Source organism: Natroniella acetigena, assembly GCF_023227745.1.
Lineage (GTDB): Bacteria > Bacillota > Halanaerobiia > Halobacteroidales > Halobacteroidaceae > Natroniella > Natroniella acetigena.
This window is the reverse complement of the sequence record NZ_JALKBX010000064.1, coordinates 1-14,611: the sequence shown is the minus strand read 5'-3', so window position 1 is coordinate 14,611 and position 14,611 is coordinate 1. Positions and strand designations below refer to the sequence as shown.

Below are 14,611 nucleotides of genomic sequence, written 5' to 3'. Positions count from 1 at the left end.
AAATTTAAAATAGCCAATTCATCTCCACCTAATACAGTAGCTTAGATGGAGTTTTCTTGGCTGTTCTAGATAAAAAACAGGATTAATTAAAGATACTTCACTCCAAATTCCAAATAAAGAAATTTGAATTATACCCATGCAGTTGTCATTGACTTTGCCTTTTCAACCACTACTATCTAATATAATATCTATCATTTCCTAATTAATCAAGATTAAGAGCAGAAAAAAAACAAAAGGGTCTTTAGCAAATGCTAAAGACCCTTTAAGAAAAGTTATTTATTGTTGTTCATTAACATTTACTTGTAATTGCTTACGAGTGCTCGTTCCTCTTTTAGGCATTCTAATTCTTAAAACACCATTAGAATAACTAGCATCTATTGCTTCTGCTCTAATAGTAGTTGGCAAAGGGATTGTACGATGAAGACTACTTGTTTGGTTTCCAATAAATGATTGAGCAGAAATCGATACAGAATCTTCTGTAGCAGTTAAATCAATGTTATTAGGATTAGTATTTTGCATACTACATGCAACTACTAAATCACTTTGTGTTTCAGAAATATCGATGCTTGGTTGGAAGATAGCTTGTTGTCCTCCTTGCATGTATGAACCTGAAAGAGCAAAATTATTATTTTGTTGAAACTGTCCTCCAGTCTGTTGCTGAGCATTATTCATTGCAGTAGCAACTGGCTGTAGTCGATAATTCCAAGCATTAGATATAGGAGTTTGTCCATAACCAATCATTCCACTTTGTAAATTTTGACCAACAAAAGCTTGACCCTGACCTAAAAATGAACTTTGATTTTGAGTATGATGCATAATCTACCCCCTGCTTTATTTTGTGTTTAACTCCACTAGTTATAATGCACTTAAATTAGCAAAAGTATTCATTTTTTTTGAGCTTAGGAAAGTTAATTTCTAATAATCCTGCTTTCAAATTTGCTTCCGCTGCATCTACTTCTACTTGTAAAGGAAGAGGTAGCTGTCTAAAAAAAATCCCGCAATTAGACTCTTGATATAAAATCTCTTTTTCTTGATAACTTTTACTCTCAGCCATAATAAAGACTTTATCTGTAGATAATTCTACATTCAAATCCTCTTCTTCTACTCCAGGTAATTGGTAAATATAATAAATCTGCTCCTTATCCTCTAAAATATCTACTTGTGGTGTAATATATTTTTGCTTCATATAACTAGAAACTCCTGTTGAATAATTATTCTCTGAACTTTGCAGATCAAAATCAACCATTTTACAACCTCCTAATTTAACTCATAACTCTTTCAACTAATAATAAATACTTAGATTTAGTATTGCTTAAATTTAAACATTTATAATTAAATAGTACATAAAAAGAATCTTAAATTAAAATACTAGCAAAAAAGAGCTTAATAATAAGGAGGACTAATTTTATTGTGGGTCGAGAAAATAGATTAAAGATTATAAATCAAATCAGTAATTTACGTAACTCAACCGTGCTTAATTATATCACTGGAGATAGAGAAAATATCAGTACTAGAATTGCACCAGATGCTATTAAAGTTATTTATCAGCATTTAGAAAAAATTTCTCCTAAGAAAAAAATTGATCTATTTATCTATACTAGAGGTGGAGATGTACTAACTCCCTGGCGTTTAATTAATTTAATTAGAGAGTATACTGATTATTTCAGTGTTTTAGTACCATTTCGAGCCTATAGTGCAGGGACATTGATCTGTTTAGGGGCCGACGAGATAGTGATGGGGAAAATGGGAGAATTAGGACCAATAGATCCTACCGTAGCTAATGCCTTTAATCCTCAAAATCCAAATAACCCTACAGCTAAAATCCCAATCAGTGTTGAAGATGTTAGCTCTTATCTAAATTTGGCCCAGGAAAAATTCAATCTAAAAAGTGAAGAAAATCTAATTAAAGTCTTTTCGCACTTAGCCAATAAAGTTCATCCCTTAGCTTTAGGAAATGTTCACCGTAATTACCTCTTAATTAGATCTACAGCTAAAAAATTACTATCTTTACATCCATTAGGAGAAGATGAAGTAGTTGTCGAAAATATCATCAATTATTTAACTGAAAAACTTTATGCCCATAATTATATGATCTCTAGACAGGAAGCCAATAAGATCAAATTACCGATCAAATACCCTGAACCAGAACTAGAAAATCTAATCTGGAATTTATATGAAGAATATGAAGAAGATTTAGAACTACAACGCCCCTTCCAACCATTAGATTACGTAAATAATCAAAATCAATTTAAAGTCAGTGGAGGCTATATAGAAAGTGAAAAAGCTTTAGATTCTTTCACATTTATAGGTGAAATAAATCAAGATAAAATGATGGAAGAACCAGAGATCAATATTACCCAACAAAAATGGACTCCATTAATTAGATAAATTTAAGGAGTGATAATCATGGTAAAAAAAAGAGGTAGAACTACTCATTATATTATTGATGATAATTCAGGATGTCCTTCTGTTAATTTTTTACCTAATAAGTTAAAGAAGAAAGAAGACATTCTCATCATTTCAGAAGACAATAATATAAATAGTGGCTATATAGAAAAAAATTAACAGAAATTAAATAGAACTAGACTTTAAAGTCTAGTTCTATTTAATTTACAAATAAACCAAAAATTTCTGATGATTACTACTAAATTAAAATTTCAAAAGAAATTACTTTTTTGCCTTAAATTATTGAAAATTTAGGCATATTTCTAGTATAATATAAAGTACAAGTAGTATTTTTTTACTTTTAACTATTTATTAATAACTACCACATAAATTTTTTTCTTTTTATTAACTCTATCAAGAAAATAATCAACCACTATAAAAGGAGGGATGACTGAAATGAGTACTACCAAAGAAAACTTTACTGTAAAAGATGTTGCTAAATACCTAAATCGTTCTGAAACAACAATCTACAACATGCTAAATAATAATGAATTACCAGGCATTAAATTAGGCGGCAAGTGGATTATTAGAAAAAAAGACTTAGATGAGTTTTTAAATCAAAAACTAGCTGAACAACAAAATTAAAAATTGGTTAAGAGTGGTATCCAATATTGGGTACCACTCCTTTTTAGAATAATTATCCTTCTCAGCTAAATTTAATCCTATCACTATTTGCAAAACATCCTACAACTAAAATAAAATATAGTCATATCTATCATTTAACAATATTTGTAATTTGAGTTATAATATTGATATAAACTTAATGGACAAGCCACTTATACTAAATGAAAGCATTAGTTTAATTTATATATTATTAAAATCAGAAATAAAATTTCAGAAGGAGAGGTTAACAATGAGAATAGAGAATGTTAATGTCCTCGGAGTCGATTTAGGTTATGACTCAATTAAAATGCTTAACAATGACCAAGAAGTTATTTTCCCCTCTTTAGCAGAAAAAGACGACCAAGGAGTCTTATCCGAAACATCATTTCAGGTAATCAGAGAAGAAGACGAATTAATTGGAAAATTTGATCCTAAAAAAATTATTATCAAAATTCAAGATGAACTGATCAAAGGACTTAAAAACACTGACTTTACTAGTTATCGTGTTGGAAACTATGTTCTGAATCAACATTCATCTTCAGTTGCATATTCATTATCTGATAACAAATATGAAGACCCCGAAGAATTTGCAAAATTACTATCCGGCATTTGTTTACTATTTCCTAAAGCAGACAAAATCAACATAAAACATTTAATTACAGGGCTACCAATTAAATATTATGAAAATCACAAAGATTTATTTAAAAATAAACTAGAAAATGAGTTTAAAATTAAAATTAAAAATATCAATAACAAATTCATTCCTAAAGAGATTGAAATTAGGAAAGCAACAGTAATCCCACAAGGTTTAGCTTCTTATTATGACTTTATCATGAACAAGAAAGGATTAGTTACAAAAAAAATTGAGGGAGGTTTTGGTATTGTAGATTTAGGAGGGCTAACTATTGATTGTGTTGCCTTTAATGATGGAGAATTAATTAAAGATTCACCAATCTCTTTTAGTGATGGAGTAAAGACAAGAATTTTTAAAAAAATCCAAGACTCTTTAGATATAGATATTTCTCAAGATATTATTAAAAACCAAATTTTAGAAGAAAAAGATTATATTAAAGTCAGAAATGAAAAATATGAATTCAAAAGAATTAAAGAACAAGCCATTGATAAATTAGCTTATGATATTGCACTACAAATTAAAAACCGATGGGAATCTTATTTAATGATCGATAAGATTCTAATTACTGGTGGAGCTACTGTATTATTATTTGAAAGTCTAGATACTTATTTGGAAGGATTCCCTTGTGAACGAGTAAATAAAAATCCTCAATTGAGCAATTGCAGAGGGTACGTTAAATTAGGTAAAGCACTAGAACGTAAGCGACATAATCAATTAAAAGAAAAAGCTAAAGAAAGGAAACTAAAGGCAGTCAAAAATACTGCAACTGCTCAAGAGAGATAATTGGGTGATAATTATGTCCAAACTATTTTTAAGTGTTAGAATTACCAAGAACTTTTTTACTGATCAAGAAATAACAGAAATCAAAAAGAAGATCGAGTCTTATCAAAGTAAGTCAGAGTTCATTAGAAAAGCAATTAAAAATTATCTAAAACAAGATCAGCCCTCTTCTTCCCTATTAGAAACTGAAGAAATTAAACAACAACATCTACCTAATAAAGAATTAACAGAGATCAAACAATTAATTAAGAAAAACCAACTATTATTAGAAGAATTAACAAAAAATAATGTCAATACAAATTATCATCATGAAACTCAAGAAGTTTATGAAGGTAGAAACCAAGAACAAAAAACAGAACAAGTCTTAAACCTATTGAATGATTTTTAAAATGCCAAACCATAACAAAATGGTTTGGCATTTTTTTACTCCTTTTCCTCTCTCTCTTCGTCTCCATTATAAGGTTCTGATTTAACTGGTTGATTAGTTTCTTTAACTTCATTGTCGTTACTTTCTTCTTTACTTTCTTTAATCTGACTGACCAAATTCATTAGTTTTAATAATAAAGTAGGATCTAATTTCCTATCTGAGTTGTTGTTACCTAACATACCTAAAATATTATTTAATGGTGAAGTTGTTTGATTGTTATCCTGTTGTAATAAATTAGATAAGATATCAGTTATGTTGTCAGAATTAGAGTTTTTGTTATTCTGTACACTGTCAACTAACTGCTGAATCTGTTGTAAATTATTAGCTTGATTGTTATTTTCAAAATAATCATTTGAGTTATCTACTAAACTTGATAATTGAGTAGATAAACCTTTCTGCCCTTGCATAACACTTACAATATTTAGCAGATTTAATAATCCTAAGATTGTAACAACTGTATTCGGCTCTAATTGCTGTTGAGATTGGATATTAAATACACTTAATAGCTTATCGACAACCTGAGCTTCAGGAAAAAATAAGTAATCATCCTGATACATATTATATCTCCTCCTTTTTCTACTAATAATTATATTAAAGCAAAGATAAAAACTTTCTTAAAAAATCACATTTCTTTTATCTAATTCGTATTATATATTGTAAAAAGTCAATTTAAAGAATTTAAAACTCTTTATTTTTTAATCAAAGGAGGGATTAATCAGGATGGCAAATAAAAAAGAAGCTGATGATTTTGCCACTAAAACCAATGAGCATTCTAATTCTGAATCCAGTACTAGTTTTCAACAAAACCTATTAAATTATCTTGATAGCGATCTATTATTACTTTTAATAATTTTATTTATTTTCTTTCAGAATACAGAAGTTTTTTCTAACCATTTGAATTTTTTAACTGAGAATATCAAAAAAGTGAAAAACTACTTAGATGCAGCTGATGCTACCTTACAGGCTTTAGATCAAGCAAGTCACCTTCCCGAGCAAATGCTAGACTAAATAAATAAAACCTTAAAGTTAGCTAACTTTAAGGTTTTATTTATTGCTTTTTTAATTTACCACCACATTCTAAGCAAGTCCAATAATGTTCTAAGTAAACATTACCAATTCTATTGAGCAGATCTTGCTGATAAATCTCCTTTCCACAAATTTTACATTCCCAATTCATCTTATATTCTTTGCCTAACAAAAGGTTTTTTGAAGATTTAGCATTCATTTTTTCTCTCCTCCCTATGATTAATTATAGCAAACTTATCTACCAATTGAAACAAAAATTATCAACAATCAAAGCTTATTTGAAAAGATGGAAGATTACGGGGATTCAAAGTTTTATAAGCTCAAATAAAAAACCTGAACAATTAAGACAACTTAAATTATGGTTACTCTTATGACATATAATGACATCTATTAATATTTATATTTGATTTTTAAGGAACTCTATTTAATGAACTATTGAAAATGCAACTTATGTATGTTATTATAAATAGGATAATTAAATATCTTTCGGATGATTATTACAGGAGATAGGGTCAACATGGCTCTACCGAAGGGGCAAATCTATGTTGTCTGGTCATAGGTGAAACTCTCAGGTCTATTACTGTAATAGGACGAAACTCTGGAGAGACTCGTAAAGAGCACCGAAGGAGTAACCTAATTAGTTTTAATTAGGGTAATCTCTCAGGTAAAAGAACAGGGTGAAAGGCAGATACAGTTATGAGCTATGAGCTTTCAGTAAAGCTCAAGAGCTAGATCTTTAACTGATGGTTAACAGTTGAAAGTTGACAGCTATTTATCTTTGCCTTTCTCCTATGTCTAAGCCTAAGGGTTTAGATTTTTTTATTTTATAAAGTAATTATAAATAATAAGGAGGAAGTTTAGATGATGGAGTTTATTGAAGCAATTAATAGTATTTTATGGGGACCGGTAATGTTATTCTTCTTACTGGGCACTGGTGTTTTATTTACTTTTAAGTTAAGATTTTTGCAGTTTAGAAAGTTAAAAGAAGTCTTTAAGATAACCTTTAAAAGAGGTAACAAAGAAGAAGCAGATAAGGATGGCATGAGTTCTTTTCAAGCCCTTACTACAGCGGTAGCTGCTCAGGTTGGAACTGGTAACTTAGCTGGTGTGGCAACGGCTGTAGCTGCTGGTGGTCCTGGTGCAGTATTTTGGATGTGGGTAAGTGGTATATTTGGTATGGCTACTATCTTTGCCGAGGCTGTGCTGGCCCAGCTTCATACAGAAAGGGTTGATGGAGAAATAACTGGTGGTGCAGCTTATTATATCAAAAAAGGTCTTGGTAACAACTTCTTAGCTGGATTTTTTGCTATAAGTATAGTTTTAGCTTTAGGGTTTATGGGGAATATGGTACAATCAAATTCAATAGCTCAGGCTGTTGGTAGTGCCTTTGGAATCCCTAATTATGTGACAGGTATTATAATAGCAATTTTAGTTGGATTGATAGTTATAGGTGGAATTAAGAGAATAGCTAAGTTTACTGTAAATATTGTTCCTATTATGGCTGTCTTATATATTCTTGGCAGTTTAGTGATTGTTCTTTTAAATATTAAAGAGGTGATTCCTGCTTTACAGATGATAATTCAAGGTGCCTTTAATCCTCAATCTGTAGCAGGTGGTGTCTTGGGTGTTGGAGTAAAAGAAGCTTTCCGTTATGGTACTGCAAGAGGCTTATTCTCTAATGAAGCAGGTATGGGTTCTACACCACATGCTCATGCAGTGGCTAAGGTTAAGCATCCATCCCAGCAAGGTTTGGTTGCAGTTATGGGAGTAATCTTTGATACAGGTATTGTTTGTACTTTGACTTCTTTAGTAATAATAATGACAGATTCTTTCCAAAGTGGTTTGACTGGAATAGAGTTGACTCAAGCTGGCTTTATTAATGGCTTTGGTCAATTTGGTGGTAACTTTATTGCTATCTGTATGTTCTTTTTTGCTTTATCAACAATTATTAGTTGGTATTTCTTTGGAGAAGCTAATATTAAATATTTATTTGGTAAGAAGGGCATTAAGCTTTATCAGATTCTAGTATTGCTCTTTATAGTAGTTGGAACTACTATGAAGGTAGAGGTAGTTTGGGAGCTTGCCGATACTTTTAATGGATTAATGGTTATTCCAAATTTAATTGCTCTTTTAGGTATGACTTCATTGGTTGTTAAAATCTTAAATGATTATGAAGAAAACTTTGAGCAGGGGTTAGAGTCTAAATTTGAGAAGAAGTAATCTCTTAGGTATCAGAAAAACCATTACATATAAAAGTCCATTGTTTATCATTGAAATTTATTACGAAGTGTCTGTTAAGACACTTCGTAATATTAACTATAAATGATATGGTTCATCATTTAAAATCTTAAAGCCCCGATAAACTTGCTCTAACAAGAACAATCTAATCATTTGATGAGTAAATGTCATATGAGAAAAAGTTAATACATAATCTGCTGTATCTCTTATTTTTTGATGTAAACCTAAAGCTCCACCAATAATAAACTCAATGGTACTATAGCCTTTTACTTGTAAATTACCTATTGATTTAGCTAAACCTTCTGAAGTCATTGGCTTACCTTGAGGATCTAAAGCAATTGTATAGGCTCTATCATCCAATTTATCAATAATCTTTTCTGCTTCTTTCTCTTTAATTTGATCCATTTCAGATAAGCTCAAATTATTGCCTATCTTTTCATCTTTGACCTCTAAAATATCAACCTTACTATACCTTTGTAGCCGCTTGCAAAATTCATCAATTCCTCGTTTGATATAATCTTGTTTAATCTTTCCTACTGCTATTATCCTAATTTTCACACTATCCCTCCACTTCGAATTTAACCAGATCTATTAAAATCATTTGTTAATAGGTCTTTCCTTCAACTCTAAATCAAGAGTAATTAAATTATCATCTCGATAAGTTAATAACTCAACTTTATCATTTACTTCGTACTCTTGTAATAACTCTTTTAAATCTGACATACCAGTTACTTCTTGTTGATCAATTTCTAAAATAATATCGCCTTCCTTCAATCCGCTCTTGGCAGCAGGGCTGTCAGCAATGATTTGAAAGATATAAATGCCAGTCTGATGCTCGAGTTCATAGCTTTCTGATAAGTCAGGAGTAACATCTCCGCCATAAATCCCGATCCAAGGTCTAATTATCTCTCCTTCTGCAATTAACTCAGTTACTACTTCTTTAGCTAAATTAATTGGAATAGCGAATCCAATCCCTTGGGCTTGCTCAATAATAGCAGTATTGATTCCTATTACTTCACCTTGCTGATTTAATAATCCTCCACCACTATTTCCCGGGTTAATTGCCGCATCTGTCTGAATCATATCTGTTAATTCAGCTATTTCTTGAATCGGTAATCTTCTCTCTAAAGCACTAATTACCCCTACTGTTACAGTGTTAGAAAATCCATAGGGATTTCCAATAGCTATCGCTTTTTGACCTACTTTTAGCTGCTTTGAGTCTCCTAGTTTAGGAACAGGTAACTCAGTCCCTTCAGAATCAATCTTGATTACAGCTAAATCAGTAATTGGATCCTTGCCAATCACTTTTGCCTTATACTCTCCTTTTCCTTCAGCTAAAAAAACCTTAATCTCTTTGGCCCCTTCTATAACATGATTGTTAGTTATAATATAACCTTCACTATTATAAATTACTCCAGAACCTTCTCCTTTGATCCTTTCTTCTCTTTTGCGAGTAAAAAAATCGTACATGACCCTTTCTTTAGCAGTAGTTATTCTTACAATTCCTGGGCCAACCTCTTTTACTACATCAACAATTTGATCTTGTCCTAACTCTTGATAACTAGCCTCTTGATACTCCTTACTTCTCTGCTCCTGCTCTTGGTCTTGAACTATTTCTTCTTCAACTTCTGCCTCATCTTGACTCAATTCAACTGCAGAAAGAGCAGAGTATAAAACACCAGCTCCAACTAACCCACTAATTATAGCAATAATTAAATAAACTCTTAGATTAAATCCAGTTTGATCATCCTCAGCAAAGAAAAAACTCATTATTTACCTCCCTAAATTAGCCTAGTTGATAAAGTGGAGTTGCTTCTTCTTGATAAGCAAAATCCAATCTTATATCTTGCTCTAATTTAATGCCTGCTTCAACTAACATATTTTTAATCGTTAGAAATGCCAGTTCAGGTACATTATTATTTTTACTAAGGTGAGCTAATAATATACGGCTGACAGAACTTTTAGCTAACTTTACTACTTCAGCCCCAGCAGCATCATTAGATAGATGACCTTTATTCCCCATCACCCTCTTTTTAAGAGACCATGGATACGGGCCAATCTTTAACATCTCCAGATCATGATTAGATTCTAAAACCACTAAATCTGAATCACTAATCTCTGCTCTAACGTGATCGGTCACCTCCCCCATATCAGTAGCAACACCCACCTTGGCCCCACAAGAAGTTATTGTATAGCCAACCGGTTCTTGAGCATCATGAGGGATACTAAAAGCCTTAATCTGACAATCTCCTAAATTAAAAGATGTAGTATCAATTACACATTGTTGCTCTGACTTTAACTTTCCTAATTTATCTCCTGCCGCTTGCCAAGTACCAGCTGTAGCATACAATGGAATCTTACATCTTCTAGCTAATACTCCAGCCCCTTGAATATGGTCAGTATGTTCATGGGTCAGTAAGATAGCATCTAAATCTTTAACACTTAAATTAATTTTTCTTAATCTATTATTAATTTGTTTACCACTCAAACCAGCATCAATCAAAACCTTTTTCTGCTCTGATTCAACATAAATAACATTTCCTGAACTACCACTAGCTAAAACTGATATCTGTAAACTAATTATTATCACCTCCCTGTTTTAATCTAGTGCTCTCTCTACAGGTCTTATCAGACCTTCCATAATAAAAAACATTTACTAAATTAAAGCCTATTATTTATTACAATGCTTCGCAGATAACTAAATTTCCCTGCACCCTGTCTTAGTGTACAATTGACAGTTGAGTTCAAAATCATACTAGTAAAGAACTACACTTAAAAGTTAGAAAGTTACTAAGTATCAAAATTTATTTCCTTTTAGTATAAGTCATTCTTACCCTTAAATATTTCCCGATTAATAATAATTGCTTTTAAAAAAGGAATTTTTTATTTAAAGGTGAAAATATTAATATAGTTTCTTAATTATATTACCTAGCAACATAAATAAACTTCAATACAATCAACTTATTAAAATAAATTATCTTTGAGAGGAGCCTAGTAATGAATTTTAAGGAATTCATCACCAAAGTTTCACATAAGATTGATATCGACTTAACTAGCTATAAAGAAAAAAGAGTCAAGCGGCGTAGTAAGAACCTGATAAACAAACATGGGATTGATAATTACCAAGTCTGTTTAGATAAATTAACTAACAGCACAGAGTTTCAGAGAGAATTTTTGGAATATATGACAATTAATACTTCAGAGTTCTTCCGTAACCCAGATAACTTCAAATACCTTCAGAAAGAGATCATGCCCCAATTATTTAAGACAACAAAAAAAGTTAAAATTTGGAGTGCAGCAGCTTCTAATGGTTGTGAAGCTTATACATTAGCTATCATTTTAAATGAATTACAGATTGATCCTAGCCGTTATCAAATTAAAGCAACAGATATAGACCCTAGTATCCTAGAAGAAGCAAGAGCAGGTAAATACAAAAAAAATTCAATTAAAAAAGTAGCTCCCCAGCTTGTCGATAAATATTTTACTAAAGAAAAGAACTATTATCAACTCGATAGTAAGATTATGAACCAAGTAAAATTTGATAACTTAAATTTATTAACAGATAAGTACGATTCTAATCTAGATTTAATTCTGTGCCGTAATGTCTTTATTTATTTCACAAAAGAGATCAAGGAACAATTAACAACTAAGTTGAGCAACTCATTAACTAAAGATGGTATTTTATTCTTAGGCAATACTGAATATCTACTTCAACCAGAAAAATTTAATTTTAAAAAAATTTATACTTCCTTTTATAAAAAATGTTAGAGATGGCAATTGCCGTCTCTAACAACATTTATACTTGATAATCTTGTAATCGCTGGGCCAACCTTTTCGATATGTTAGCAGTCACTTTAATCTTGTTTGCAACATAACTCTCCTCTAATACTTGTCCACTCCGATACAGTTGATCAATCCACTTCCCTGCTTCATAAGGTAGCTCCAAATCAACAGTTACCATATCTCTAGCTATAATCTCAGATATTTGCTCCAGTAATCTATCTTTTCCTTCACCTGTTAAGGCACAAATTGCTACACTTCTCGGATAGTCTTGTTGTAATAATTCTAAGTAATCAGCTGTTACTAAATCTGCCTTATTAAAAACTGTAATAATTTCCTTATTCAATACCCCCAAGCCTTCTAATACATCATGAACAATAGCCATCCTCTCTTCCAACTGAGCTTGGCTACTATCTACTACATGCAACAATAAATCTGCCTGTTGAACCTCTTCTAAAGTGGCTTGAAAAGCAGCTACCAACTGATGTGGTAACTTCTTGATAAAACCAACAGTATCACTGAAAATAACTTGACGACCAAGCGGTAATTTAGCTTGGCGTAGGGTCGAATCTAAAGTGGCAAATAATTCATCTTCAACCTTGACATCAGCTGCAGTCAATAGATTCATCAAAGTCGATTTCCCAACATTGGTATATCCTACTAAGGTAATTAAAGGATTCTTTCTACCTTGTCGTTGTACAGCCCGATTCTGTCTAACTTCTGTCAATTGCTCTTTCAATCTATGAATCCGTTTTCTAATTTTACGACGATCAATTTCTAACTTGCTTTCTCCAGGTCCTCTCGTTCCAATTCCTCCACCTAAACGGGACAACTGCTCTCCTTGTCCTGTCAATCGTGGTAATAAATACTCTAATTGGGCCAGTTCAACTTGAATCTTACCTTCTTTTGTGTGGGCATGCTGGGCAAAAATATCTAGAATTAATTCAGTTCTATCTACAACCTGAACAGCCAGCTTTTCTTCCAAATTACTATGTTGAGCAGGAGTCAGTTCATCATCAAAGATGACTAAATTACTCTGCTGACTAAAAACTACTCCTTTTAATTCTTCTAATTTACCAGTTCCAATATAATAAGCAGGATTATTTCGTTCTTGTTTCTGTAACCTTCTAGCTACAACTTTAACTCCAGCAGTAGTAGCTAAACCTTTTAATTCTTCTAGATCTTCTTCATCTTTACCAACCAATATAGCTCGTTCTCTATCTTTTTCTACTCGGTAATTATCCAATTCAGTTAATTTTTCTTCTAATCTGCTTACAGCAACTGCTTGATCAAATCTAATTGCTTGTTTAATAGTCAACTTTCTCTCTTCGGTTTCTACTAACCTTCCTCCAGTAATCTTAGGTAATATTAGTACTACAGAATCAGATTTCAAACTGACTTTAACTAAATTATCAAGCCTAAATTTCAAAACTAAATTTTCCTGAGCAAAAGTAAGCTGTTGACTATTACTAATACTAATTACTCTTAAACCTGATAATCTTTTCTTACTCTTTCTTCTTCTAATCCCACTCAACAGCTCAGCTGTTAAATCTCCTTGCTCGATTTTAACAACCTTTCCAGTACGATCGATAACTAGATTTAACTGTGCTGAAACTGCCTCTTCAAACTGAGCAAGCAACTGTTGATTAATTAACTTATTAGAACTTAATTTAGAATATAAAATTCCCTTCCACTCTTCAATAAATTACCCCTCCTATATAACTTGAATTTAACTTTTCCAGATCTCTTTTTCAAGTTTAAAATAATTTAGATTAATTACCTTAAAAAAAATTATTAATTCAATTTAGATGTTATTCGCTTCCATAGTCTGATAAGTGATAAGTTAATCCAACCAATCCAATCGATAGATCTTCATTCTTCAACTTTATATCTTCTGGAACCTGTAAGTATGTCGGAGCAAAATTCCAAATTGCTTTAACTCCTACTGCAATTAACCGATCAGCAATCTCTTGAGCTACTTCAGCAGGAACTGCAATTATGGCAATCTTAATCTCATTTTTCTCAATTACTTCTTCCATATTTTTTATGTCCCTCACCTTAATACCATTAAACTCCTCACCTATCTTTTCTTGATCTCGCTCAAAGACATATCTTATATTCAATCCCAGTTTTCTAAAACCATGATAATCTAATAAAGCATGTCCTAAATTACCGGCTCCTACTAAAGCCAGAGCCCAACTCTTATTTAATCCCAAAATCTTCTCTAACTGCTTAATTAAGACTGAAACTTCATATCCAACACCTCTTCTTCCAAACTCACCATAATAAGATAAATCTTTTCTAACTTGGGTTGAAGGGAGCCCTAATCTCTTCCCTAAATTTTTAGAAGAGATAACCTCCACATTTTGTTTATTTAATTTTTGTAGTGACCGATAATATAACGGTAATCTTTCGATAGTTGTTTCTGGTATTCCAATATTTTTCATTATAGCCCTTCCTTTCTCTACTAGATTTATTATAATAATATTAGCTGTCTGCTCCTAAAATAAAAACTTATTGATATAATGTGTCAGTGTCTGTGTCTGTGGTCTGTCAAAATCAAACCCCTTAACCCTTGCAAACATAAAGGTTTTGAACTTGATTTTTTACTGACAGTAGAGTAAAAGCTGGTAACTATCTAAGTTACCAGACAGTCCTCTGCAAACCGTACGTGAGGT

Annotated in this window: 17 protein-coding genes and 2 riboswitches; of the genes, 8 read left to right on the top strand and 9 right to left on the bottom strand. The window is 31.6% G+C overall.

The window, feature by feature from the left end; all coding sequences use genetic code 11:
- Positions 1-276: 276 nt before the first annotated feature.
- Both MWH25_RS11335 and MWH25_RS11330 read right to left on the bottom strand, forming a co-directional pair.
- On the bottom strand, positions 277-816 hold the full coding sequence (locus tag MWH25_RS11335) for an Hsp20/alpha crystallin family protein (RefSeq protein WP_248627769.1): 540 nt from the start codon (positions 814-816) through the stop codon (positions 277-279).
- A gap of 55 nt (positions 817-871) precedes the next feature.
- On the bottom strand, positions 872-1,246 hold the full coding sequence (locus tag MWH25_RS11330; protein ID WP_248627768.1) for an Hsp20/alpha crystallin family protein: 375 nt from the start codon (positions 1,244-1,246) through the stop codon (positions 872-874).
- A 164-nt stretch (positions 1,247-1,410) separates the two neighbouring features.
- On the opposite strand from MWH25_RS11330, the gene MWH25_RS11325 reads away from it, so the two are divergent.
- From MWH25_RS11325 to MWH25_RS11305, 5 genes are all read left to right on the top strand, one after another.
- Positions 1,411-2,388: an SDH family Clp fold serine proteinase gene (locus MWH25_RS11325; RefSeq protein WP_248627767.1), complete on the top strand. Its 978-nt coding sequence runs from the start codon at positions 1,411-1,413 to the stop codon at positions 2,386-2,388.
- A gap of 18 nt (positions 2,389-2,406) precedes the next feature.
- A complete protein-coding gene (locus MWH25_RS11320; RefSeq protein ID WP_248627766.1) occupies positions 2,407-2,565 on the top strand; it encodes a hypothetical protein in 159 nt (52 codons plus the stop codon).
- A 267-nt stretch (positions 2,566-2,832) separates the two neighbouring features.
- Positions 2,833-3,030 (top strand): helix-turn-helix domain-containing protein, encoded by a 198-nt coding sequence (locus MWH25_RS11315; RefSeq protein WP_248627765.1) that lies wholly within the window; start codon positions 2,833-2,835, stop codon positions 3,028-3,030.
- Positions 3,031-3,298: 268 nt separating this feature from the next.
- A complete protein-coding gene (locus MWH25_RS11310) occupies positions 3,299-4,465 on the top strand; it encodes a ParM/StbA family protein (RefSeq protein WP_248627764.1) in 1,167 nt (388 codons plus the stop codon).
- A gap of 13 nt (positions 4,466-4,478) precedes the next feature.
- Positions 4,479-4,850, top strand: a complete 372-nt coding sequence (locus MWH25_RS11305; protein WP_248627763.1) for a ribbon-helix-helix domain-containing protein — start codon at positions 4,479-4,481, stop codon at positions 4,848-4,850.
- Positions 4,851-4,885: 35 nt separating this feature from the next.
- Here the strand turns inward: MWH25_RS11305 and MWH25_RS11300 are convergent, their stop codons facing one another.
- Positions 4,886-5,446, bottom strand: coding sequence for a hypothetical protein (locus tag MWH25_RS11300; RefSeq protein ID WP_248627762.1), 561 nt, complete (start codon positions 5,444-5,446; stop codon positions 4,886-4,888).
- Positions 5,447-5,609: 163 nt separating this feature from the next.
- Between MWH25_RS11300 and MWH25_RS11295 the strand changes: the two genes are divergently transcribed.
- On the top strand, positions 5,610-5,897 hold the full coding sequence (locus tag MWH25_RS11295; protein ID WP_248627761.1) for a hypothetical protein: 288 nt from the start codon (positions 5,610-5,612) through the stop codon (positions 5,895-5,897).
- A gap of 40 nt (positions 5,898-5,937) precedes the next feature.
- Here MWH25_RS11295 and MWH25_RS11290 read toward each other — a convergent pair whose 3' ends face one another.
- Positions 5,938-6,114, bottom strand: a complete 177-nt coding sequence (locus MWH25_RS11290) for a hypothetical protein (RefSeq protein ID WP_248627760.1) — start codon at positions 6,112-6,114, stop codon at positions 5,938-5,940.
- Between the two features lie 291 nt (positions 6,115-6,405).
- Positions 6,406-6,508, top strand: a riboswitch (glycine riboswitch).
- A gap of 2 nt (positions 6,509-6,510) precedes the next feature.
- Positions 6,511-6,594: riboswitch (glycine riboswitch) on the top strand.
- Positions 6,595-6,776: 182 nt separating this feature from the next.
- Here MWH25_RS11290 and MWH25_RS11285 point away from each other — a divergent pair.
- The gene (locus tag MWH25_RS11285) at positions 6,777-8,135 is read left to right on the top strand and encodes an alanine/glycine:cation symporter family protein (RefSeq protein ID WP_248627759.1); all 1,359 of its coding nucleotides are present in this window, start codon (positions 6,777-6,779) and stop codon (positions 8,133-8,135) included.
- A gap of 96 nt (positions 8,136-8,231) precedes the next feature.
- Here the strand turns inward: MWH25_RS11285 and rlmH are convergent, their stop codons facing one another.
- From rlmH to MWH25_RS11270, 3 genes are read right to left on the bottom strand one after another with little or no spacing between them, the layout of a single operon-like run.
- Entirely contained in the window at positions 8,232-8,711 is a 480-nt protein-coding gene (rlmH, locus tag MWH25_RS11280; protein WP_248627758.1) for a 23S rRNA (pseudouridine(1915)-N(3))-methyltransferase RlmH, read from the bottom strand.
- A gap of 39 nt (positions 8,712-8,750) precedes the next feature.
- Entirely contained in the window at positions 8,751-9,923 is a 1,173-nt protein-coding gene (locus MWH25_RS11275; protein WP_248627757.1) for a S1C family serine protease, read from the bottom strand.
- Positions 9,924-9,939: 16 nt separating this feature from the next.
- Positions 9,940-10,743: an MBL fold metallo-hydrolase gene (locus MWH25_RS11270; RefSeq protein ID WP_248627756.1), complete on the bottom strand. Its 804-nt coding sequence runs from the start codon at positions 10,741-10,743 to the stop codon at positions 9,940-9,942.
- A 407-nt stretch (positions 10,744-11,150) separates the two neighbouring features.
- Here MWH25_RS11270 and MWH25_RS11265 point away from each other — a divergent pair, with 407 nt between their 5' ends.
- A complete protein-coding gene (locus MWH25_RS11265) occupies positions 11,151-11,921 on the top strand; it encodes a CheR family methyltransferase (RefSeq protein WP_248627755.1) in 771 nt (256 codons plus the stop codon).
- Positions 11,922-11,949: 28 nt separating this feature from the next.
- Here the strand turns inward: MWH25_RS11265 and hflX are convergent, their stop codons facing one another.
- Positions 11,950-13,572: a GTPase HflX gene (gene hflX / locus MWH25_RS11260; RefSeq protein WP_248627754.1), complete on the bottom strand. Its 1,623-nt coding sequence runs from the start codon at positions 13,570-13,572 to the stop codon at positions 11,950-11,952.
- A gap of 172 nt (positions 13,573-13,744) precedes the next feature.
- Positions 13,745-14,380, bottom strand: coding sequence for a redox-sensing transcriptional repressor Rex (locus MWH25_RS11255; protein WP_248627753.1), 636 nt, complete (start codon positions 14,378-14,380; stop codon positions 13,745-13,747).
- Between the last annotated feature and the right edge of the window lie 231 nt (positions 14,381-14,611).